The organism is Amycolatopsis sp. WAC 04169, assembly GCF_003947535.1.
In the GTDB taxonomy this organism is placed as follows: Bacteria; Actinomycetota; Actinomycetes; order Mycobacteriales; family Pseudonocardiaceae; genus Amycolatopsis; species Amycolatopsis keratiniphila.
In genome coordinates this window covers 53,136-78,198 of sequence record NZ_QHJI01000007.1, presented here as the reverse complement: position 1 = coordinate 78,198, position 25,063 = coordinate 53,136, and the positions used below count along the sequence as shown (strand labels likewise).

Below are 25,063 nucleotides of genomic sequence, written 5' to 3'. Positions count from 1 at the left end.
ACCCGATGTAACGGCGCCCTTCGCCGGAACTCATCGGTCCCGCGATGACTTTTTCGCGGGACCGGTGGAACCGCAGGTCAGGGGCGGGCGGTGAGGTATCCGCCCATGGTCCGGAAGTAGTCCGTGGCGGCCAGTTCCGTGCCGTCCTCGGTCCGCACCCGCTCGATGACGAGCCCGTGCGAGCGGCCGCGGCGCGACTCGGGGCCGGCGACGATCACGACGCCTTCACCCTCTCGGATGAAGATCCGGCCCGGGGTCCCGCCGTACTGGCCCACCGACACCGAGGAGCGGATCACGCGCAGCTGCTTGCCGCGGTGGTAGGTGAAGGCGTTGGGGTACGGGTCGGACTGGGCGCGCACCAGCCGCTCGATCTCGTCCGCGGGCCACGACCAGTCGATGAGGCTGTCTTCGAGGGCGCGCTTGTGGAAGAAGCTGGCCTTCGACCTGTCCTGTTTGACCGGGGTGAAGTCCCCCTTCGCGATCAGCTCGATGGCTTCGGTGGTGATCGGCGCGATGAGGTCGACCGTCCGGTGGAACAGATCGGTCGTCGTGTCCTTCGGTCCGACCGGGACGGAACGCTGCAGCACGATGTCGCCCGCGTCGAGGTCGGCGTCCATCATGTGGGCGGTGAGCCCGACTTCCTTCTCACCGTTGATGAGCGCCCAGATCAGCGGCGAGAAGCCGGCGTAGGCGGGCAGCAGCGAGTCGTGGACGTTCAGCGTGCCGTACCGCGGCATCTCGAAGATCTCGGGCGGCAGCCAGGTGCGCCAGTTGTTGGCGACGATCAGGTCGAGATCGGCTTCCTTCAGCTCCGCCAGGAGTTCCGCGTCGTCGGGACGCTGCCGCAGCAGCGCGCGGATCCCGTTTTCCTCGGCGAGGTCCGCGACGGAGTCGGACCAGATCTTCTCGTAGGCGTGGTCGCTCTTCGGGTGGGTGACGACGAGGGCGACATCGTGGCCCGCGTCGATCAACGCCCGCAGGGTGCGGTGTCCCCAGGTCTGGTATCCGAACATGGCGACCCGCATGGGACCGGCCTCCTCCTGGTCGAGGGATGAACATCACCACTGAAAGTACTAGTTGAGCCTCACCTAACTTAGGTTAGGGTTCCCTGGTCTTTGTTGCGAAGTACCGAGATGCGGCTGAGCCGCGCAAGGGGTTCAAGATGGCACGAGCAGTGGTCGGTGAACGGGTTCCGGTCTACGACGTGGTCGGGGTCGGGTTCGGTCCCTCGAACCTCGCGCTCGCCATCGCCGTCACCGAGCACAACGCCGCGCCGGGGGCCGAGACCGTCACGGCCCACTTCCTCGAGCGTCAGGCTCGTTTCGGCTGGCACCGCGGGATGTTGATCGACAACGCGACCATGCAGGTCTCCTTCCTCAAGGACCTGGCGACGATGCGGAACCCGACCAGTTCGTTCAGCTTCCTGTCGTATTTGCACAGCAAGGAACGATTGGTCGATTTCATCAACCACAAGAACCTGTTCCCGTTGCGGATCGAGTTCCACGACTACTTCGAATGGGCGGCCGAAAAGGTCGACGACCTGGTTTCCTATGGCACGGAAGTGCTTTCCGTCACGCCGGTGTTCGACGGCGACGAGATCGTGTTCTTCGACGTGCACGCCCGCACCGACGGCGAGCTGGTGAACCTGCGCGCCCGCAACCTGGTGATGGGCACCGGGCTGCGGCCGAATCTCCCCGAAGGTGTGACGCCGGGCACACGCATCTGGCACAACAGCGAACTCCTGCACCGGCTCGAGGGCATGGCCGCCGAGGAACCGCGCCGGTTCGTCGTCGTCGGCGCCGGCCAGAGCGCGGCCGAGGTCAGCGCGCTGCTGCACGACCGCTTCCCCCGCGCCGAGGTGTGCGCGGTGTTCGCGCGATACGGCTACAGCCCGGCCGACGACAGCGCGTTCGCCAACCGGATCTTCGACCCCGAGGCGGTCGGCCGGTTCTACGAGGCGCCGGAAGCGGTCAAGGACCGCCTCATGCGCTACCACGGCGCGACCAACTACTCGGCCGTGGACATCGAGCTCATCGACGAGCTGTACCGGCGCGTCTACCGCGAGAAGGTGCAGGGGATCGAGCGGCTGAAGCTGATCAACGTCTCCCGGCCCACCGAGGTCACCGACACCGGCTCCGAAGTACGGGTCACCGTCGAGGCGCTGGAGACCGGGGCGCGGACCAGGCTCGACGCCGACTTCGTCGTGTACGCCACCGGGTACAGCCCGGCGGACCCGACGCCGTTGCTCGGTGAGCTCGCCTCCACCTGCGCGCGCGACGACGAGGGCAGGCTCCGCGTCGAGCGCGACTACCGGATCGTCACCGAGCCGCCGCTCGACGGCGGGATCTACCTGCAGGGCGGCACCGAGCACACGCACGGCATCACGTCTTCGCTGCTGTCCAACACCGCGGTCCGGGTCGGCGAGATCCTCCAGTCCATTGTGGACCGGCGCGCGGCCGGCGCGTCCCGGCCCGCGTACGCGGTGAGCGGGTCCGGGCCCGCCTGAGGCCCGGACGATCCGAAGCGTTTCCGAACGGTGGAGGCAAACCCGATGAACCGCGGCTTTCCCCTGACCCCGGCACAGCAGGGGATCTGGCTCGCTCAGCAGCTCGACCCGGCCGATCCGGTCTACACGATCGGCTGGTTCGTGGAGCTTCGCGGCGCCATCGACCTCGCCCGGCTGGGTGACGCCGTCCGGCGGGCGGTCGCGGAGGCGGAATGCCTGCACGTGACGGTCGGGCTGGACGGTGACACGCCGGTCCAGCGTCCGGCCGCTCCCGGCGAGGTCGCCGTGCTCGACTTCAGCGGTGAGCCGGATCCGGAACGCGCCGCCGACGAGTGGGCGCGGGCCGAACTCGCCGTCGTGACCGACCCCGCCAGGGGGCCGCTCACCGCGCACACGCTGCTGATCCTGGCCGGGGACCGGGTCCGCTGGTTCCAGCGCTACCACCATCTGGTGATGGACGCGCACGGGCAGGCCGTCCTGACCCGCCGCGCGGCGGCGCTCTATTCGGGTACCACCGAGGAGGTCTCCTGGCCGCTGGCGGAGTTGGCCGAGTCCGGCTACGACGGGACAGCCGACCGGGAGTACTGGCTGGGTGAACTCGCGGGCAGGCCGAACCCGGTGCGGCTGCTCGGCCGCGCGTCGGCGGGCCGGGTCCGGCTCCGTCGGCATTCGTGGGAACTGCCCGCGGCCGAGGCGGGCCGCCTGCGGAAGTTCGCGCTGGACGCGGGGACGAGGTTGTCCCGGGTCGCCATCGCCGCCGTGGCCGCCTACGCCCACCGTGTGACCGGCGCCGAAGACCTCGTCCTCGGCCTCCCGGTCACCGCGCGCACCACCCGCGCCCTGCGTGAACAGCCGGGCATGGTCTCCAACGTCCTGCCGCTGCGGCTGACCGTGCGGCCGGAGACGACGCCGTCGCGACTGGTCGCCCAGGTCGCGGAGAAGGTCTCCGCGCTGCTGGAACACAGCCGGTACCGCGGGGAGGACCTGGCCCGCGAACTCGGCGCGAGCGGCGGAGTGCACGAACTCGTCGGGCTGAGCGTGAACTACATGGCCGTGGACGGCGAACTCGCGTTCGGTGACGCGAGCGCGACGGTGCACAACCTCGAACTCGGGCCGATCAGCGACGTCGCCATCGCCGTGTACGACGCCGGCGAGGGCCGGGGCCTCCGTTTCGACTTCGACGCCGACGAGGCCGTCTCGTCCGACGACGAACTCGCCGACCATCGCCGCCGGTTCGCCGCCGTGCTGGACGCCCTGCTGAACGGTCCGGACCTGCCGCTGGCCGCCGTCGACCTGCTTTCGGCGGAGGAGCGGGCCCGGGTGCTGGACCTCGGGACCGCGGTCGCGGAGTCGCCCGAGGTGTCCTGGCCCGAGGCGTTCGCCCGGGTGGTGGCGCGGAAACCGGACGCCGAGGCCGTCGTCTGCGAGGACGTCCGGATGACCTACGCCGAGGTCGACGCAGCCGCCAACCGGCTCGCGCGGCTGCTGCGCCGGCGCGGGGTCGGTGACGAGGACGTCGTCGGCGTGGCCATGCCGCGTTCGGCCGATCTCGTGGTCGCCCTGCTCGGCGTGATGAAGGCCGGGGCCGCGTATCTCCCGCTCGACCTGGACCACCCCGAGGACCGCCTCGCGTACATGCTCGCGCACGCGGGCGCGGGGATCGTGGTGTCCACTGTGGAGGAATCGGCCCAGCTCCCGTCCGGGGTGGACGTCGAGCAGATCCTGCTCGACGACCCGGTGATCACCGCCGAGCTCGCGGAGCTCGATTCGTCCACTGTGGACGTGAGCGGGATCGCGCTGGGCCAGGCCGCGTACGTCATCTACACCTCTGGCTCGACGGGGAAGCCGAAGGGCGTGGTCCTGTCCCACGACGGGATCGGCAGCCTGATCAGCACGGCGACCGAACGGATCGGCATCGGCGAGCACAGCCGGGTCGTGCAGTTCGCCTCCACCGGGTTCGACGTGACGGTCTGGGATCTGGTCATGTCACTGTGCGTCGGCGGGACACTGATCGTCGTGCCGTCGCACCGCCGCGTCGCGGGTGTGGAGCTGACCGGCTACATCGCCGCCAACGCGGCGACGCATATGATCCTGCCGCCGTCGCTGGTCGCGGCCCTCCCGGCGGACTGCGAGCTGCCGAAGGGCGCGGTGCTGATCGTCGGCACCGAGACCGTCCCGCCGGAACTGATCGCGCGCTGGGCCGAAGACCTGAAGGTCGTCGCCGCGTACGGGCTGACCGAGGCGACGGTGAACTCGACGCTGTGGGCGGCCGAGCCCGGCTGGAGCGGGCCGATCCCGATCGGCGTCCCGGATCCGAACACCCGCTGCTATGTCCTCGACACCGCGCTGCGACCGGTCCCGGTCGGTGTCGAAGGGGAGCTGTACGTCGGCGGACGCGGTCTCGCCCGAGGTTACGCGGGACGGCCGGGGCTGTCGGCGGAGCGTTTCGTCGCCGACCCGTTCGCCGGGGACGGCGAGAGGATGTACCGCACCGGCGACCGCGTCCGCTGGCGCGCGGACGGGAACCTCGACTTCCTCGGCCGCACCGATCACCAGGTCAAGATCCGCGGATTCCGGATCGAACCCGGTGAGGTCGAATCGGCACTCGCCGCGTACGCCGGGGTCGAGCGGATCGCCGTCGTGCCCCGCGAGGTCAAACCGGGGGACCGGCGCCTGGTGGCGTACGTCGTGCCGCGGGCGGGCGGATCGCCGTCGCTGCTGAAAGACCTGCGCGCCCACGCGGAATCGGCGTTGCCGCACTACATGGTGCCGTCGGCCTTCGTGGAACTCGACCGGCTGCCGATCATGCCGAACGGCAAACTCGACCGGACCGCGTTGCCGTTGCCGGACTTCGGCGCCGCCGCGACCGGCCGCGCGCCGGCCACCGAACGGGAACGGATCCTCTGCGACGTCGCCGCGCGAGTCCTCGGCCTGGCCACGATCGGCGCGGACGACGACTTCTTCTCGCTCGGCGGAGACAGCATCCTGTCCATCCGGCTGGTGCTGGGCGCGGCGGAACACGGTCTCGCGATCACCCCGCGCCAGGTTTTCCAGCACAGGACTCCCGAAGCGCTGGCCGTCTGCGCTGAAGCGGTGCGCGCTGAGTCCACTGTGGACGACCGACCGCTCCTGGAGCTGACTGACGCCGAACGTGCGTCGCTCGCCGAATACGCCGAAGTCCTGCCCGTGACACCGTTGCAGGAAGGGTTCTTCTTCCACGCGGAATTCGAGGGCGGTTCGGCCGCCGACATCTACACGGTCCAGGAGGTGCTGGACCTCGAAGGCGATGTCGACGCCGACGTGTTGCGCCGGTCGGTGCAGGCGCTGCTGGACCGGTATTCGTCGCTGCGCTCCGGCTTCCGGCAGCTCGACGGCGGCCGGGTGGTCCAGACGGTGGCACGGCACGCCGAACTGCCTTGGCGCGAGGTGGCCGCCGAAGACGCCGAGGCGGCCTTCGAGGCCGATCGTGCGCGCCGGTTCGACTTCGCCCGGCCTCCGCTGCTGCGGGCGACCTTCACCCGGCTCGGTGAGGATCACGCCAAACTGGCGCTCACGTTCCATCACATCATCGCCGACGGCTGGTCGGTCGTGGTGCTGCTGCGCGAACTGCTCGCGGCGTACGAGGGAGCACCCGTACTGCCGGAAGCGGGCACCCGAGCCGACCACCTGCGCCGGCTCGCGTCCCGCGATCACGAGGTTTCGCGCGAGACCTGGCGGACGGCGTTGTCCGAAGTGGACGAATCTACCCGGCTGATCGACGAACGCGCCGGGGTGGCGAGACGGCCGTCGCGCCTTCACCTGAGCCTCGGCGAGCGGGCGACCGCGGCGTTGTCCGCGATGGCCCGCGAGCACGGGCTCACCCTCGGCACCGTCCTGCACGGCGCCTGGGGGCTCCTGCTCGGCGGGCTCACCGGACGGGACGACGTCCTGTTCGGGAGCACGGTCTCGGGTCGTGACACCGGCGCCACCGGTCTCGAATCGGCGGTCGGCCTCTACATCAACACGGTGCCGGTGCGGCTGCGCTGGTCGGGGGCCGAGACCGTCGCCGCCGTGCTGCGACGGCTGCAGGACGAGCAGGCGGCCCTGCTGGACCACCAGCATCTCGGCCTCGGCGAACTGCAGCGCCTCGCGGGCACGGGGCAGGAAGAACTGTTCGACACCCTTGTCGTCGTCGAGAACTTCCCGCGCGACGACGAGCGTGCCTCCGGGACCGTCCGCCTCGCCGGCGTGGAAGTCACCGACGCCGTGCACTTCCCGGTCGCGGTGATCGCGACACCGGGGGACGATCTGGGTTTCAGCCTCAAGTTCGACGCGGCGAGGATCGACGCGGTCGCGGCCGGGCAGCTCGCGGAACGGTTCGCGCGGCTGCTGGAGACGCTGAGCGCGAACCCCGGTCTGCCGGTCGCCGCGCTCGACCTGCTGTCGCCCGCCGAACGCGGCCGTCTCGCCGAACTCAACGCGACCGCGCATCCCGTGCCGGAGCGCACGCTGGCCGAGGCCTTCGCCGAGCAGGTCGCCAAGACCCCGTCCGCGACGGCGGTGCTGTTCAAGGACACCGAACTGTCCTATGCGGACCTCGACGCCCGCGCGGAGCAGGTGGCGCGCAGGCTGCGTTCGCTCGGAGCGGGTCCCGAAGAGATCGTGGCCGTCGCCGTGCCGAGGTCGGCCGAGCTGATGGTCGCCCTGCTCGGTGTCCTCAAGGCCGGGGCCGCATACCTGCCGATCGACCTCGACTATCCCGCGGACCGGCTCGAATACATGCTGGCCGATTCCGGCGCGCGCCTCGTGCTCTCCGAACCCGGGACGGCCGCGCGGATCCCGGATGTCGCCGGCTTGACGCGGGTCCCCGTGACCGGCGAGCCCGTGGACAACGTCGAGGGTGCGGCAGCCGGACCGGACAACACCGCATACCTCATCTACACGTCGGGTTCGACCGGGCGGCCGAAGGGCGTGGCCGTCACGCATCGCGCGATCGTCAACCGGCTCGCGTGGATGCAGCACGAGTACCGGCTCACGGCCTCGGACCGCGTGCTGCAGAAGACGCCGTCGAGTTTCGACGTGTCCGTGTGGGAGTTCTTCTGGGCGCTGTGCGAAGGCGCCACGGTGGTGCTGGCCGAACCGGACGGTCACCGCGATCCCGCCTATCTCGCGCGCGTGATCCGGGACCGGCGGATCACCACCCTGCACTTCGTCCCGTCGATGCTCGCGGCCTTCCTTGGCAGCGACGAGGCCACCGGCGATCTCGGATCGCTGCGTCAGGTGTTCTCCAGCGGTGAGGCACTGCCCGGCGAGACCGCCGCACGGTGGCGCTCGCTCACCGGCGTCCCGCTGCACAACCTCTACGGCCCCACCGAGGCGGCCGTGGACGTGACCTTCTTCGCCAGTACCGGTGCCGACGGCGCCACCGTCCCCATCGGACGTCCGGTGTGGAACACGCGGCTGCACGTCCTCGACGGCTGCCTTCGCCCGGTGCCCGACGGTGTGGCGGGCGAGCTGTACCTCGCCGGTGTCCAGCTGGCCCGCGGCTACCACGGGCGTCCGGGGCTGACCGCCGAACGCTTCGTCGCCGACCCGTTCGGCGAACCGGGGCAGCGGTTGTACCGGACCGGCGACCTGGTGCGCCGCCGCGCCGACGGCGAGATCGAGTACCTCGGCCGCACCGACCGGCAGGTGAAGATCCGCGGCAACCGGATAGAGCTCGGCGAGATCGAAGCGGTTCTCGTCGCGCAGCCGGAGGTCACGGCCGCGACGGTCGTGGCGAAGGACGGGGCGCTCGTCGGCTACGTCGCCGGGACCGCGGATCCGGAGAATCTGCGAACCGCCCTCAGTGAGGCACTGCCCGCACCGATGGTCCCGCAGGCGTTCGTCGTCCTCGACGAATTCCCCTTGACCCCCAGCGGAAAACTCGACGTCCGGGCCCTGCCCGCGCCCGAGGCCGGCCGGACCGAAGCCGCACCCGGGAACGAGCAGGAGCGCGCGCTCGCGCGGATCTTCGCCGACGTCCTCGGCCTGGAGACCGTCGGCGCCGACGGCGACTTCTTCCTGCTGGGCGGCGACAGCATCTCGTCGATCGCCGTGTCGAGCCGTGCCCGGCGGGCAGGATTCGAGCTGAGCCCCAAGGACGTGTTCGAACTCCGGACCCCGGCCGCGCTCGCCGCGTCCGCCACACCGGCCGAGCCGGTGGCCGACGCCGACGGCATCGGAGCCGTCCCCCTGCTGCCGGAAATGCTCCGGTTGCGTGAGCTGGGCGACGCGGTCCAGCCGGAGTCCGTGCTGCTGACCGTGCCCTCCGGAGCCGACCTCGAGACGCTCGCCGCGGCCCTGCAGCTCGTGCTCGACCACCACGACGGCCTGCGGCTCACACTGTCGCGGGTCGCCTCGGTGCTGTGGTCGCTCGAAGTCCGTCCACAAGGGACCGTCCAGGCCTCGGACCTGCTCCGTCACGCATCCGGAGCCCTCGAAGACGAGTACCGGGACGCCGCGGGCAGGCTGACCGACAACCTCCTGCAGGCCGTCTGGTTCGACGAACCGGGCAGGCTGCTGCTGATCGCGCATCCGGTCCTGCTGGACGCGCGGAGCCTGACGACGCTGTCCGCCGATCTCGCGATCGCCTGGCAGGCCGTGACCGACGGCCGCCCGCCGGTGTTCACGCGAGCGCGGACGTCGCTGCGGACCATCGCCCGCCGGATCGCCGGCGCGGCACAGGATCCCGCGCTGCTCGGCGAGGTCGAGCACTGGGCCGGGACGCTCGCACCCGTTTCCTTCGAGGTCGACGGTGAGGTCAGCGAACGCCGGATCACCCTGTCCGTCGAGGACACCCGGACGCTCGTCGGCGCGCTGCCGTCCGCCGTGCACGGCGACGTGACCGACGTCCTCCTGACCGCGCTGAAGATCGCCGTCGACGGTGACCTGCTCGTCGATCTGCACGGCCGGGTCGACCCGTCGGCCACGATCGGCGCGCTGACCTCGGTCCGCCCGGTGCGGATCACCGCGTCCGGCGAACCGCTCGCGATGCTCAAGGCCGTCAAGGAAACCGTCCGGAAGACCCCCGAGGGCTACGGTCCGCTGCGGTACCTCGACGCCCAGACCGGACCGCTGCTCGCCGGGCTCGCGAAGCCGCGGATCGCCCTCCGGTACGACGGCCGCGTCCCGGCCGGACCAGGGGAGTGGCAGGTCGCCGGATACGCGGCCACGCCGCCGTCCGGCGACCAGGTCGTGCGTATCGGGGTCGCCTGCGAGGAGACCGAGGAAGGCCCGAGGCTGACCGCGACGTTCGCTGGGCCGGGCGGAGACCTGGCCGAACGCTGGGCCGCCGCCCTGGTCGGACTCGCGGCCGTGGACACCGACGCTCCGGTCGGGCTGACGCCGTCCGACCTCGAACTGGTGTCGCTGACGCAGGAGGAGATCGACCGCGTCGAGCGGTCCAGCCCGGTGCCGGTCGCCGACGTCTGGCCGTTGTCGCCGCTGCAGGAAGGTCTGTTCTTCCACTCCAGCTACAACTCCGACCGGGTGGACATCTACACGATCCAGGAGGCGATCGACTTCGATCACCGCCTGGACGCCGACAGGCTCCGGACGGCGGTGTCCGCGCTGCTGCGGCGGATCCCGAGCCTCGGCGCCGGTTTCACCAGCGAAGGGCTGCGCGGCCCGGTCCAGTTCGTGGCGGCCGAGGTCGCGCCGCCGGTGTCCGAAGTGGACCTTTCGGCGCTGCCCGAAGACGAACGGCAAGCGAAGCTCGACGAGCTGATGGCCGAGGACCGCGCGACGCGGTTCGACCTCGGCACCCCGCCGCTGTTTCGGCTGAAACTGGTGCGGCTCGGGAACGGCCGCGACCGGGTGGTGCTGAACCGGCACCTGCTGCTCTGGGACGGCTGGTCGGCCTGGCTGTTCATCGAGCAGCTGTTCGCGCTGTACGACCTCGGCGGAGACGACCGGACGCTGCCCGCGGCCGGATCCTATGTGGACTTCCTGCGCTGGCTGGACCGGCAGGACATCGAGGCCGCCACGAACGCCTGGCGCGAGGCGCTGTCCGGCCTCGCGGAGCCGACCGTCGTCGGGCCCGAAGGCCGTGACCTGGCCCCGGCGACCCCGGTCAACCTCGACACCGTGCTGCCCTCCGGGCTCAGCCGGGCCTTGCGCGAGCAGGCCCGCAGGCACGGCCTCACGGTGAACTCCGTGCTCAACGCCGCTTGGGGCCTGGTCCTGTCGACCATGACCGGACGCCACGACGTCGTGTTCGGTGCCGCGGTCGCGGGCAGGCCCGCCGCCGTGCCCGAGATCGAGAACACCATCGGCCTGTTCCTCAACACCGTGCCCACCCGGGTGCGGCTCGACGCGGCCGAATCCGTGCTGGACCTGGTGCGGCGCTTGCAGTCCGAGCGGATGGACCTGACGCCGTACGAGTTCATGAGCCTCGGGGTGCTGCAACGCGAGGCCGGGCACCGTGTCCTCTTCGACACGCTGTTCGTGCTGCGCAACGCCGACGGCGACGAACGGCGCGACGGCCTCCGTCACCGGCACGGCATCACCGACCTGCTGAACATCGACGCCACGCATTACCCGCTGACGCTGGTGGTCACCCCGGGCGAGGAAACGCGGGTCACGCTGTCTTACCGGGACGACGTCATCGACTCCGCCGAAGCGGCGTCGGTGCTCGACCGGTTCACGTCGCTGGTGGCGCAGATCGTCGACGACCCGGCGAAACCGGTCGCCGCGCTGACCACGGTGTCCGCCGAGGACCGTGCCGCGCTGGAAGCGGGCTGGGCCGAAGCCGAGCATCCCGTCATCGAGGACACGATCGCGGATCTGCTCGCCGTGCAGGCGGAGCGCACTCCCGGCGAGACGGCGCTGGTGTTCGGCGAAGAACAGCTGACCTACGCCGAACTCGACGCGCGCATCAACCGGATGGCCCGGCTGCTGCTGGCCAAGGGTGCCGCGCCGGAACAGGTGATCGCGCTCGGCCTGCCGCGTTCGATCGACATGGTCGTCGCGCTGTTCGCCGTGCTGCGGACGGGGGCGGCGTACCTGCCGCTGGAACTCGACTACCCGGTCGAGCGGCTCACGGTGATGCTGGAAGACGCCCGGCCGCTCTGCCTGGTGTCCACAAAGGACGTTTCAGCGACGCTGCCCGGTGACACGCCCCGGGTGCTCGTGGACGACCACGAAGACAGGGCGTTCGGCGACGGCCCGATCTCCGACGCCGAACGCCCGCTGTTCGCGCGGAGCCGCGCGGACCGCATGGAACACCCGGCGTACGTCATCTACACCTCGGGCTCGACCGGGAAGCCGAAGGGCGTCGTCACGCCGTACCGCGGCCTGACGAACATGCAGCTCAACCACCAGGGCGCGATCTTCGCCCCGGCCATCGCGTCGGCGGGCGGACGGCGGCTGCGGATCGCGCACACCGTGTCGTTCGCCTTCGACATGTCCTGGGAAGAACTGCTGTGGCTCGTGGAGGGGCACGAGGTCCACGTCTGCGACGAGGAACTGCGCCGGGACGCGAGGGCGCTCGTGGCGTACTGCGACGAGCACGAGGTCGACGTCGTCAACGTGACGCCGACGTACGCCCATCTGCTGATCGAGGAGGGGCTGCTGGAGGGGCACCGGCCCGCGCTGGTCCTGCTCGGCGGCGCGGCGGTGTCGGAGTCGGTGTGGAACCGGCTGCGGGACACCGACGGCACCTACGGCTACAACCTGTACGGCCCCACCGAGTACACGATCAACACGCTCGGTGGCGGCACGACCGACAGCGACACCCCGACCGTGGGCAAGCCGATCTGGAACACCCGCGCGTACATCGTCGACGCCTGGCTCCGGCCCGTCCGCGACGGTGTCGCGGGCGAGCTCTACATCGCGGGCGAAGGCCTGGCCCGCGGTTATCTCGGCCGTCCCGGTCTGACGGCCGAACGGTTCGTCGCCGATCCCTTCGTGCCCGGTGGCGGGCGCATGTACCGCACCGGTGACCTGGTGCGCCGCCGTCCCGACGGGAATCTCGACTTCCTCGGCCGCACCGACGACCAGGTGAAGATCCGCGGCTACCGGGTGGAACTCGGCGAGATCGAGACCGCGCTCAGCCGCTACCCCGAGGTCGCGCAGGCCGCCGTCATCGCGCGCCCGGACCCGTCGGCGCCCGGTCTGCAGCGGCTGATCGGTTACGTCGTCCTGGCCGAACTGAGCGGGGACGCGCGCGCCGAAGCCGAAGCCGATCAGGTCGGCGAATGGCAGCAGATCTACTCGGACGAGTACACCGAGATCCCGACGGCGTTGTTCACCGAGGACTTCGCGGGCTGGGACTCCAGCTACGACGGCGACCCGATCCCGCTGGAGCACATGCGGGAATGGCGGCGCGCGACCGTCGACCGGATCGCCGAGCTGAAACCGGAACGGGTGCTGGAGATCGGCGTCGGCACGGGTCTGCTCATGGGGCAGATCGCGCCCTTGGTCCAGGAGTACTGGGGGACCGACCTCGCCGCGCCGGTGATCGCGAAGCTGAACCGAGAGCTGGACCAGGACCCGGCGCTGGCGGCCAAGGTGAACCTGCGTGCCCAGCCAGCGCACGTGTTCGACGGCCTGCCCGCGGGCCGGTTCGACACGATCGTGATCAACTCCGTCATCCAGTACTTCCCGAGCGTCGACTACCTGACCGACGTCATCACCCGGGCGATCGGCCTGCTCGCCCCCGGTGGCGCGTTGTTCGTCGGCGACGTCAGGAACCTGCGGCTCGCCCGCGCCTTCCACACCGCGATCCAGCTCACCCGCGCCGACGCGACCTCCGACGTCGCCCAGGTGCGCCGCGCGATCGAACGCGGTGCCGCGCTGGAGAAGGAACTGCTGATCGACCCGGACTACTTCACCGCGCTCGCGCGGCGGCTCCCGGACGTCGCGGCGCAGGTCCGGATCAAACGCGCCCGGCTGCACAACGAGCTGAGCCGGTACCGCTACGACGCGGTCCTGGTGAAAGAGCCCGCTGAGACCTTCTCGGCCGCGCAAGCACCGCGGTTGTCCTGGGATGAAGTGGGCTCGCTCGCCGCTTTGGAGGACCGCCTCACCGGTGCGGAGACGCTGCGGGTGAGCCGGATCCCGGACGCCCGCCAGACGCCCGAGGTCGAGGCGACGCGGGCGCTGGACGCCGGTGCGCCGCTCATCGATGTCCTGGAGCTCTTCCGTGCTCCGGCCGGGGTCGAGCCCGAGGACGTGCACGAACTCGGCGACCGGCTCGGGTTCCGGGTGTACTGCACCTGGTCGGCCGACGGCGCGTTCGAGGCGATGTTCGTCCACAAGGGACAGACGGAAGCGCTGGTCACCGGGGTGCATCAGCCGGTCTCGGTGGGTACGAGCCTGGCCAAGTACGCGACGAGCCCGACGGCGGCGCGTGGTGGCGGCGAACTCGTGCAGCGCCTGCGGGACCGGCTCAAGACGGAGCTGCCGGATTACATGGTCCCGGCCGCGTTCGTCACGCTGGGCGCGCTGCCGTTGACCGACAACGGCAAGCTCAACACCCGCGCGCTCCCGGACGCCGAGCAGACGGTGCGGCTCGCCGAAAGCCGTTCGGCCGAGACCGCCGAGGAAGAGACGCTGTGCGCGCTCTTCGGCGAGGTCCTCGGCGTGGAGGGGGTCGGTGTCGAGGACAACTTCTTCGACCTCGGCGGCCATTCCCTGCTCGCCACCCGGCTCATCAGCCGGGCCCGCACCGAACTCGGTGCCGAACTGGCCATCCGTGACCTGTTCGAGGCACCGACGGTCGCGGAGCTGGCCGCTCGCGCGGGCGGCGGCGAACCGGCGCGGGCCGCCGTGGTCCGCGCCGAGCGCCCCGACCGGATCCCGCTTTCCGCCGCCCAGCGCAGCCTTTGGCTCGTGGACCGGATGGAAGCGAACGCGGTCGCCTACAATTTCCCGCTGACCTTCCGTTTGCGTGGAGCCCTGGATCTCGACGCGCTGCGGGCCGCGCTCGGTGACGTGCTCGGCAGGCACGAAGTCTTGCGCTCTGTCTTCGACGAGCACGACGGCGAGCCCTACCAGCGCGTTCTCGACGCGCCGGAGATCCCGTTCGCTGTCGAGGACTGCGATGAGGCCGGGCTGGATGCCCGGATCGCCGAGCTCTCGCGGACGCCGTTCGACCTGGCGCGAGAGATCCCCGTCCGGCTGCGCGTGCTGCGGCTCGGTGAAGGCGACCAGGTGATCTCGCTGGTCCTGCACCACAGCGCGACCGACGAATGGTCCGACCGGCCGTTCCTGGGCGATCTCACGTCGGCCTATCAGGCGCGGCTCGCCGGTGACAGTCCCGTGTGGACGGATCTTCCGGTGCAGTACGCCGACTTCGCTCTGTGGCAGAAGGACTTCCTCGATCAGCATGGTGCCGCGCAGGTCGCCTACTGGGCCGACTCCCTGCGCGGGGCACCGGACGAGCTGACCCTGCCGCTGGATCGCCCGCGTCCGCTCCAGCCGACGGGCAAGGGCGGCAAGGTGAAATCCCCGCTCTCCGAGGAACTGTCGGCCGCGGTGCGCGAGCTGGCGGCGAAGGCGGGAGCGAGCCCGTTCATGGTGCTCCAGGCGGCGGTGGCCGCACTGTTGCACCGGACCGGCGCCGGGGAGGACATCCCGCTGGGCGCACCGATCGCCGGACGGACCGACGCGGCGCTCGACGACCTCGTCGGGTTCTTCGTGAACACGCTGGTGCTGCGCACCGACCTCTCGGGCGAGCCGACGTTCGCCGCCCTGCTCGAAAGGGTGCGCGAGGCCGACCTGGCCGCGTTCTCGCACGGCGACCTGCCGTTCGAAAGTGTCGTCGAGCGGCTCAACCCGCCCCGGGTGCCGGGGCGGAACCCGCTGTTCCAGGTGATGGTCGGCTACCACCGGCAGAGCGACGCGCACGACGTGCTCGGACTGCCCGCCGAGTGGTTCGAGATGGACACCGGCATGGCGAAGTTCGACCTGCACTTCACGATGGTCGACGACGGCACCACCGCCACATTGATGCTGGAGTACGCCGAAGACCTCGCCGGCGAGGCGACGGCCGGGCGTTTGCTGGACCGGCTCACGTCCGTGCTGGAGCAGGTCACCGCCGAGCCGGAGCGGCCGATCGCCGCGCTCGACGTCCTCGTCGGTGACGAACTGGCGCGGGTCACGGAATGGAACCGCACGGCCCGGGAAGTCCCGGCCGCGACCCTGCCGGAGTTGTTCGAGGCGCAGGTGGCGCGGACGCCGGACGCCCCCGCCGTCGTGTTCGAGGGCGTCGAGCTGTCGTACGCGGAGTTCGACGCGCGGGCGAATCAGCTCGCGTGGTGGCTGGTCGAGCAGGGTGTGGGTGCGGAGTCGGTGGTGGCGGTGTCGTTGCCGCGCTCGATCGACCTCGTCGTCGCGTTGTACGCCGTGCACAAGGCCGGTGGTGCTTACCTGCCGGTCGACCGCGACTATCCGGCCGATCGCGTCGCGTTCATGCTCGAAGACGCCGCCCCCGCGGTCGTGCTCGAAGAGCTGCCCGTTCTCGACGGGTACTCCTCCGAAAGCCTGGGACGCGTCGTGGACCCCGCGTCCCCGGCGTACGTGATCTACACGTCGGGTTCGACGGGGCGTCCCAAGGGTGTGGTGGTGCCGCATGCGGGCATCGTGAACCGGTTGCTGTGGATGCAGGACGAGTACGGCCTGACGGCTGATGATCGGGTGTTGCAGAAGACGCCGTCGAGTTTCGATGTGTCGGTGTGGGAGTTCTTCTGGCCGTTGATCACCGGCGCGACGCTGGTGGTCGCCAAACCGGAGGGACACAAGGACCCGGCCTATCTTGCCGAGCTGATCCGCACGGCCAGGATCACCACCGTCCACTTCGTACCGTCGATGCTCGCGCTCTTCCTCGAGACCGCCGAATGCACCGGGCTGCGGCGCGTGATCTGCAGTGGTGAGGCTCTTCCGTCGGAACTGGCGGCCCGCGTGGACGTCCCGCTGTACAACCTCTACGGCCCGACCGAAGCGTCGGTCGACGTGACCGCTTGGCGGGCCGGTGCCGAAACGACGCCGTCCGTCCCGATCGGGCGTCCGGTGTGGAACACGCGGACGTACGTGCTGGACGCGCGGCTGAACCCGGTCCCGCCGGGTGTCCCCGGTGAGCTTTACCTCGCCGGTGTGCAGCTCGCTCGCGGGTATCTTGCCCGGCCCGGGCTGACCGCGGAACGGTTCGTCGCCGACCCGTTCGGCGGCCCGGGGGAGCGCATGTACCGCACCGGGGACCTCGCGCGCTGGTCGGACGACGGTGTGCTGGAGTTCCTGGGCCGCGTGGACGATCAGGTCAAGATCCGCGGCTTCCGGGTCGAACTCGGCGAGGTCGAGGCGGCGCTGACCGCGTCCGGGTCCGTCACGCGCGCAGTGGTCGTCGCCCGTGAAGACCGGCTGGTGGCGTACGTCGTCGGCTCGGTCGACGGACTGCGGGAAGCGGTGGCCGCGAAGCTGCCGGACCACATGGTGCCCTCGGCGTTCGTCGTGCTCGACGAGATCCCGCTGACCCCGAACGGGAAACTCGACCGCAAAGCCCTGCCCGCTCCCGAGTTCGCGACCACCGAAGGACGCGAGCCGAGGAACGCGCGGGAAGAGGCCCTGTGCGCGTTGTTCGCCGACGTGCTCGGCGTCGAACGGGTCGGGATCGACGACGGTTTCTTCGCCCTCGGTGGGCATTCGCTGCTCGTGATGCGCCTGGTCAGCCGGATCTCGGCGAGTTTGGACGCCACGGTGTCGGTCCGTGACGTCTTCGACGCGCCGACGGTCGCGGCACTGGCCGAACGCCTCGCGGAACCGTCGGCCCAGCCGGCACTGAGCGCGGGGAACCGGCCGGAGCTGCTGCCGCTTTCGCCCGCCCAGCAACGGTTGTGGTTCCTGTACCGGCTCGAAGGGGGCACGCCCACCTACAACATCCCGCTCGCGTGGCGGCTGCACGGCGAGCTGGACACGGAGGCGCTGAGCGCGGCGATCGGCGACCTCGTCGAGCGGCACGAGCCGCTCCGGACGGTGTTCGTCGAGGAAGGCGGCGTCGCGGCACAGCGCATCCTGACCGACGCTCGCCCGGAGGTCGGTTTCGAGGAAGCGGGCGACCTTTCGGCGCAGTTGGCCGCAGAGGCCGGTCGCGGATTCGCCCTCGACGAGGAACTCCCGATCCGGGCCACGGTTTTCGCCGTGTCGCCGCGGGAACATGTCCTGCTGCTGGTGATCCACCACGTGGCGACGGACGAGTGGTCGCAGGGACCGCTCATGGCCGACCTCGCCACCGCCTACGAGGCGCGTCTCGCCGGAACGGCTCCACAGTGGACAGAGCTGGCGGTCCAGTACGCGGACTACGCCCTGTGGCAACGCGAACTGCTCGATTCGACGGCCGCCGGGCACCTCCGGTTCTGGCAGGAAGCGCTGGCGGGCCTGCCGGACGAACTGCCGCTGCCCGCGGACCGGCGGCGTCCGGCCGAATCGAGCCATCGCGGCGGTCTCGTCACCTTCCCGATCGACGCCGCGCTCACCGCACGGCTGCGTGCGGTGGCCCAGCGGCACGACGTCAGCATGTTCATGCTGGCCCAGGCCGCGGTCGCGGCACTGCTGCACCGGCTCGGCGCGGGGGATGACATCCCGCTCGGCGCACCGAGTTCCGGCCGCGTCGACGAGCGGCTGGAGCCGCTGATCGGCTTCTTCGTCAACTCGCTCGTGCTGCGCACCGACCTGTCCGGCGAGCCGGCGTTCGGCGAACTGCTCTCCCGGGTACGCGCGACCGACCTCGCCGCCTTCGAACACCAGGAGCTGCCGTTCGAGCGCCTGGTCGACGCGGTCAACCCGGAACGTTCGCTGGCCAGGCACCCGCTGTTCCAGGTGATGGTGGTGTACCTGCCCGAAGCCGAGGACCGACTGACCCTGCCCGGACTTCGTGCGGAGCAGGAGGACTTCGCGCAGGGCGTCGCGAAGTTCGACCTCGAGTTCGGCTTCCTGGAGCACGGCGAGGGGATCTCCGGCGCGATCGAGTACAGCGCCGACCTGTTCGACCACGCGACCGCCGAGTCGTTCGCGCGGCGTCTGGTGACCGTTCTGGAGCAGGTGGCCGCCGACCCCGCGATCCCGGTCGGTGAGCTGGACGTCTTCGGTGAGGACGAGCGCGCGCTGCTCGGGCAGTGGAACGACACCTCGCACGACGTCCCGGCGAGCACGTTGCCCGAGTTGTTCGAGGCGCAGGTGGCGCGGACGCCGGATGCTCCGGCTGTGGTGTTCGAGGACGTCGAGCTGTCGTATGCCGAGTTCGACGCGCGAGCCAATCAGCTCGCGCGGTGGCTGGTCGAGCAGGGCGTGAGTGCGGAGTCGGTGGTGGCGGTGTCGCTGCCCCGGTCGATCGATCTGGTCGTCGCGCTGTACGCGGTGCACAAGGCGGGCGCGGCCTACCTGCCGCTCGACACGGACTACCCGGCCGATCGCATCGCGTTCATGCTCGAAGATGCCGCTCCGACGGTCGTACTGGACGAGCTGCCGGTGTTGGACGGCTATTCGGGAGAGAGCCTGCGGCGTGCCGTGGATCCCGCGTCCCCGGCGTACGTGATCTACACGTCGGGTTCGACTGGGCGTCCCAAGGGGGTGGTGGTGCCGCATGCGGGCATCGTTAACCGGTTGCTGTGGATGCAGGACGAGTACGGTCTGACGGCTGATGATCGGGTGTTGCAGAAGACGCCGTCGAGTTTCGATGTGTCGGTGTGGGAGTTCTTCTGGCCGCTGATCACCGGAGCGACGCTGGTGGTCGCCAAACCGGACGGGCACCGGGACCCGCGGTATCTCGCGGACCTGATCCGCGACCAGCGGATCACGACGCTGCACTTCGTCCCGTCGATGCTGGCGGCGTTCCTCGCCGAAGAGCCGGAGTGGCATGGCGTCCGCCGCGTCCTGTGCAGTGGCGAGGCGCTGCCGCCGGAGTTGGCCGCTCGCGTGACCGTCCCGCTGCACAACCTCTACGGGCCGACAGAAGCCTCGGTGGACGTGACCTCGTGGGAGGTCGTCGATGACACCGTTCCCATCGGACGTCCGGTGTGGAACACGCAGGTGTATGTGCTCGACTCCCGGCTGCGGCCGGTTCCGCCGGGTGTGGCGGGCGAGCTGTACCTGGCGGGCAAGCAGCTCGCCCGCGGCTATCTCGGCCGGGCCGGGCTCACCGCCGAGCGGTTCGTGGCGAACCCGTTCGCAGCGGGGGAGCGGATGTACCGCACGGGCGACCTCGCGCGGTGGCGGGCCGACGGCGCGCTCGACTACCTCGGCCGCGCCGACGACCAGGTCAAACTGCGCGGCTTCCGGATCGAGCTGGGCGAGATCGAGTCCGTGCTGTCCGCGCGGGTGGTCCTGCGGGAGGGCAGGCTCGTCGCGTACCTGACCGGGGAGGCCGACGTCGACGAGGCCCGGCGGCTCGCCGAGGGCACCCTGCCGGAGTACATGGTGCCGTCCGCGTTCGTGGTGCTGGACGCGTTCCCGTTGACACCCAACGGGAAGCTCGACCGCAAGGCGCTGCCCGCGCCGGACTTCTCCGGCGAGGTCACCGACGACGCCCCGCGCACACCTCGCGAGGAACTGCTCGCGTCGCTCGTCGCAGGGGTGCTCGGGTTGGAGAAGGTCGGTGTCCACGACGACTTCTTCCGCCTCGGCGGCGACAGCATCGTCGCGATGCAGCTGGTCGGCCGCGTGCGGAATGCCGGGCTGCTGCTGAGCCCGCGTGACGTCTTCCGGCACCGGACCGTCGCGGCCCTGGCCGAGGTCAGCGCGGTGCGGCTCGACGCACCCGCGCCCGAGAGCGGGAAACCGTTGGTGGAGCTCGACGCGAGCGAACGCGCGGAGATCCTCGACGTCGCGCCGGACACGGCCGAGGTATGGCCGCTGACGCCGTTGCAGGCCGGGTTGCTCTTCCACGCGACGATGGACGGCGACGGACCGGACGTCTACACCGTCCAGGTGTCCTTCGATCTCGAAGGGCCGCTCGACCGGGCTCGGTTGCGCGACGCCGCTCAGGCACTCGTCGACCGGAATGCCGTTCTGCGGACAGGCTACCGCTACCTCGCGTCCGGTCGCCCTGTCGCGCTGGTGGCGCGTTCGGTCACGGTTCCTTGGCGCTTCGTGGATGCGCCGGACACCGTCGAAGCGGAGATGGCCCACGACAGGCGCCGCTTCGATCCGGCGGCCGCGCCGGTGCTGCGCTTCCTGCTGCTCGCCCTGCCGGATGGAGGGCACCGGCTGGTGTTCACCCACCAGCACGTGCTGCTCGACGGCTGGTCGGTGCCGCAGTTGTTCGCCGAGCTGTCCCAGCTCTACGCCGGAGCCGACGTGGCACCGGCCCGCCAGTACCGCGACCATCTCGGCTGGCTCGGAGGCCAGGACCGGGACGCGGCGGAAGCCGCCTGGCGGCAGGCGCTCGACGGCCTGACCGAGCCGACACATCTCGTCCCGCACGACCCCCAGCGGGTTCCGGCCCTGCCGGAGCGGCTGTCGCTGGAGGTGCCGGAGCAGTCGACCGAGGCGCTCACCGCACTGGCCCGCTCACGCGGCCTGACCCTGAACACACTGGTCCAGACGGCGTGGAGCATCGTGCTCGGCAGGCTCACCGGCCGGGCGGACGTCGTCTTCGGTGCGACGGTCGCCGGACGCCCGCCCGAACTGGCCGGGGTCGAGCGGATGATCGGCCTGTTCATCAACACCATCCCGGTGCGGATCGTGCTCGACCCGGCCGAGAAGCTGGGCGACCTGCTCGACCGGGTCCAGGACGAGCAGTCCGGATTGCTCGCGCACCAGCACTTCGGGCTCGCCGACATCCAGCGCGGTGCCGGGCTGGGGGAGCTGTTCGACACCCTCATGGTGTTCGAGAGCTACCCGGGCGCGGACGAGGACGAGACGGGCGCCGGGTTGCGCGGGGAGATCGTGCGCCACGACGACTCCACGCACTATCCGCTCACCTGGGCGGTGGAGCCGGGAGCACGGCTGAAGCTCACCGCGGAGTACCGCGCCGACCTGTTCGACGCCGGCCTGCCGGAACGGCTTCTGCCCGCGATGGAGCGGGTGCTCGCGGCGATGGTGTCCGATGTGGACGCTCCCGTCGGCCGTGCCGACATTCTGGGCGAGGCCGACCTGGACCTGATCGTGCACGAGTGGAACGAGACGGCCCTCGCCGTCGAACCGTCCACTGTGGCCGGTCTGTTCGAGGCTCAGGTCCGGCGTTCGCCCGACGCGACGGCGGTGGTGTCCGGTGCGGTCGCCCTGACCTTCACCGACCTCAACGCACGCGCCAACCGGCTGGCCAGGGCGCTGGTCGCCCACGGTGTGGGGCCCGAGGACTTCGTCGCCTTGGCGCTGCCGCGTTCGGCCGACGTGCTGCTGGCGATCCTCGCGGTCCACAAGGCCGGGGCGGCGTATCTGCCGCTCGACCCGGACTACCCGGCCGAACGGCTGGCCGCGATGCTCGCCGACTCGCGGCCCAAGGTGATCCTCACCGAACCCGAGCTGCTGGAGTCGTTGCCCCGGAACGAGATCGAGACGCTGGCGCTCTGCGCGCTCGTCACCGAAGACCGGCAGGCACACGACCTGACCGACCGGGACCGCGTCCGTCCGCTCGTCCCGGAGCATCCGGCGTACGTGATCTACACGTCGGGCTCGACCGGCACGCCCAAGGGCGTCGTCGTCCCGCATCGCGGCGTGGTGAACCTGTTCCACAGCCACCGCGCCACGTTGCACCGGCCCGCGGTCGAGGCCACCGGCAAACCGCATCTGCGGGTCGGGCACGCGTGGTCGTTCTCCTTCGACGCCTCCTGGCAGCCCCAGTTGTGGCTGCTCGACGGGCACGCCGTGCACATCGTGGACGAGGAGACGCGGCGCGACCCCGAACTGCTGGCCGCGATGATCGAACGGGAGGGCTTCGACTTCATCGAGGTCACGCCGTCGTTCTTCGCGCAGATGGCGGACGCGGGCCTGCTCGACGGCGACCGGTGCCCGCTCGCGGTGATCGGTGTCGGCGGTGAGGCGGTGCCCGAGAGCCTGTGGCGTCGTCTGGCCACTTTGGACGGCACCGAGGCCTTCAACCTGTACGGGCCGACCGAGTCCACAGTGGACGCCCTCGTCGCGCGGATCGGCGACAGCGAGAAGCCGCTGGTGGGCCGTCCGGTCGCGAACACCCGCGCGTATGTGCTGGACGCGGCGTTGCGGCCGGTGCCGCCAGGGGTCACCGGTGAGCTGTACCTCGCCGGTGCCGGGCTCGCCCGCGGCTATCTCGGGCGGGCGGCGCTGACGGCGGAGCGGTTCGTCGCGGATCCGTTCGGTCCGGCGGGTGCCCGGATGTACCGCACCGGAGACCTCGCGCGCTGGACCGCGGACGGGCGCCTGGACTTCGGCGGACGCGCCGACGACCAGGCGAAGATCCGCGGGTTCCGGGTCGAGCCCGGTGAGATCGAGGCGGTGCTCGAACGGCACGACGACGTCGCGCAGGCCGTCGTCCTGGTCCGTGAGGATCGCCCTCGCGTCAAGCAACTCGTGGCGTACGTGGTGTCCACTGTGGAGCGGGACGAACTGCGGCGGTTCGCGGCCGAGACGTTGCCGGACTACATGGTCCCGGCGGCGTTCGTCACGCTCGACGCGCTTCCCACGCTGTCGAACGGGAAACTGGACCGCAAGGCGTTGCCGGCGCCGGACTACTCGGAGCTGGCCGGTGGCCGCGCGCCCGAGACCGCGCTGGAGAAGACGTTGTGCGCGCTCTTCACCGAGGTGCTCGACGTGCCGGAGCTGGGTGCCGATGACGACTTCTTCGCCCTCGGCGGGGACAGCATCGTCGCGATGCGGCTGGTCGGCCGGGCACGCGCGGCCGGACTGAAGATCACGCCGCACGACGTGTTCGCGGGCCGGACGGTCGCGGCGCTGGCGGAGGTCGCGGAACGGATCGAGGACGACGGCGCGATCGCGCTCACGCCGATCATGCACGCGCTCCGCGAACTCGGCGGCCCGATCGACGGTTACCATCAGGCCGCGCTGGTGCGGACGCCCGCCGGGATGACCGGAGAGCAGCTGAAGACCGTGCTCGACGCGCTCGTGGCCAGGCACGACATGCTGCGCGCGCGGCTCGACCGGTCGGGCGACGGCTGGGTGCTCCGGGCGGCCGAATCGGCCGAGACGCACGTCGAGCGGGTCGACGCCGAGGACGGCGATCTGTTCGCTCTGATCGAGAAGCACGCGGTGCCGACTCGTTCCCGGCTGAACCCGGACGACGGCGTGATGCTGAGCGCGACCTGGTTCGACGCGGGCTCGTCGGGACCAGGCCGGTTGCTGCTGATGATCCATCACCTGGCCGTCGACGGCGTCTCGTGGCGGATCCTGCTGCCGGACCTCGCTTCCGCGTGGGAATCGGTCGCCCGCGGTGAAGCGCCGACGTCGCCCTCTGTGGACACCTCGTTCCGGCGATGGTCGCGGGCACTGTCCACACAGGACCGTTCGAGTGAGCTGGGCCGGTGGAAGTCGGTGCTGGGCGGCGGGGATCCCATCCCGCTGGAGCGACCGCTCGACCCGGCTCGGGACGTGCAGGCGACCGTGCGGAAGGTGTCGCTGCGGCTGCCCGCCGAGCGGACGGCCCCGCTGCTGTCCCGGGCGACGATCAACGACGTCCTGCTCACCGGTCTCGCGCTCGCCGTCGCCCGCTGGCGCCGGGATGGGGGACAGGCGGTGCTGGTCGACGTCGAGGGGCACGGCCGCGAAGAGGAACTGGCGGACCTTTCGCAAACCGTCGGGTGGTTCACCAGCGTCGTCCCGATGTGCCTGGACCTGGGCGACGTCGACGTGGAGGACGCGTTCGCGGGCGGGCCCGCCGCCGACCACGCGCTGAAGCGGGTCCAGGCTCACCTCGATGGGTTGCCGGACGGCGGCATCGGGCATGGCGTGCTCCGCTACCTCGACCCTCGTACCGGGCCTGAACTCGCGAAGTTCGCGAAGCCGCAGATCGAGTTCAACTACCTGGGCCGGATCGGCGTCCCCGAAGCGACCGACTGGTCGTACGCGGCGGAGGCCGAGGCGGCCGAACTCGGCGCCGACGACGGCATGCCGGTCTCGCACGCGCTGACGGTCAACGTCGTGGCCGAGGACCGCCCCGGCGGTCCCGAACTGAGCGCACACTGGTCGTGGCCGGAGGCCGTGCTCACCGAAGACGCGGTGCGGGAACTCGCGGAAGGCTGGTTCCTCGCGCTGGACGCGCTCACTCGCCGGGCTGATTCACCGGCCGTACAGAAGGAGAACAAGGAATGACGAACCCGTTCGAGAACCCCGACGGCACGTACCTGGTGCTCGTCAACGACGAGGGGCAGCACAGCCTGTGGCCCGAGTTCGTCGAGGTCCCGGCGGGCTGGACCACGAAGTTCGGCCCGGCCTCGCGTCCGGAGTGCCTCGAATACGTCGAGACCAACTGGACGGACCTGCGGCCCGCTTCGCTCGTCAAGGCCATGGAGTCCTGACCCGCTTCGGTCCGTGAAGGCCTCCTTGAGGGACTCCGGGTCCCTCAAGGAGGCCTTCACGGACTTGCGTTGTTCAGAAGCGCGACCGAATCCG

At 70.7% G+C, this 25,063-nt stretch carries 4 protein-coding genes; 3 read left to right on the top strand and 1 reads right to left on the bottom strand.

What is annotated here, in order from left to right; genetic code table 11:
• Positions 1-77 precede the first annotated feature (77 nt).
• Positions 78-1,025 (bottom strand): methionyl-tRNA formyltransferase, encoded by a 948-nt coding sequence (locus DMC61_RS19705; RefSeq protein ID WP_125690526.1) that lies wholly within the window; start codon positions 1,023-1,025, stop codon positions 78-80.
• A 137-nt stretch (positions 1,026-1,162) separates the two neighbouring features.
• On the opposite strand from DMC61_RS19705, the gene DMC61_RS19700 reads away from it, so the two are divergent.
• Genes DMC61_RS19700 through DMC61_RS19690 form a run of 3 tightly spaced genes read left to right on the top strand, consistent with a single transcriptional unit; the run spans position 1,163 to position 24,969 of the window.
• Positions 1,163-2,506: a lysine N(6)-hydroxylase/L-ornithine N(5)-oxygenase family protein gene (locus tag DMC61_RS19700; RefSeq protein WP_125690525.1), complete on the top strand. Its 1,344-nt coding sequence runs from the start codon at positions 1,163-1,165 to the stop codon at positions 2,504-2,506.
• A gap of 30 nt (positions 2,507-2,536) precedes the next feature.
• Complete coding sequence (locus tag DMC61_RS19695; RefSeq protein ID WP_255431564.1) at positions 2,537-24,763, top strand: non-ribosomal peptide synthase/polyketide synthase; 22,227 nt, start codon at positions 2,537-2,539, stop codon at positions 24,761-24,763.
• Positions 24,760-24,969 carry an MbtH family protein gene (locus DMC61_RS19690; RefSeq protein WP_007029404.1) on the top strand — a complete coding sequence of 70 codons (210 nt, stop codon included), beginning with the start codon at positions 24,760-24,762 and terminating at the stop codon, positions 24,967-24,969. Before DMC61_RS19695 ends, DMC61_RS19690 begins: the two co-directional genes overlap by 4 nt.
• Positions 24,970-25,063 lie beyond the last annotated feature (94 nt).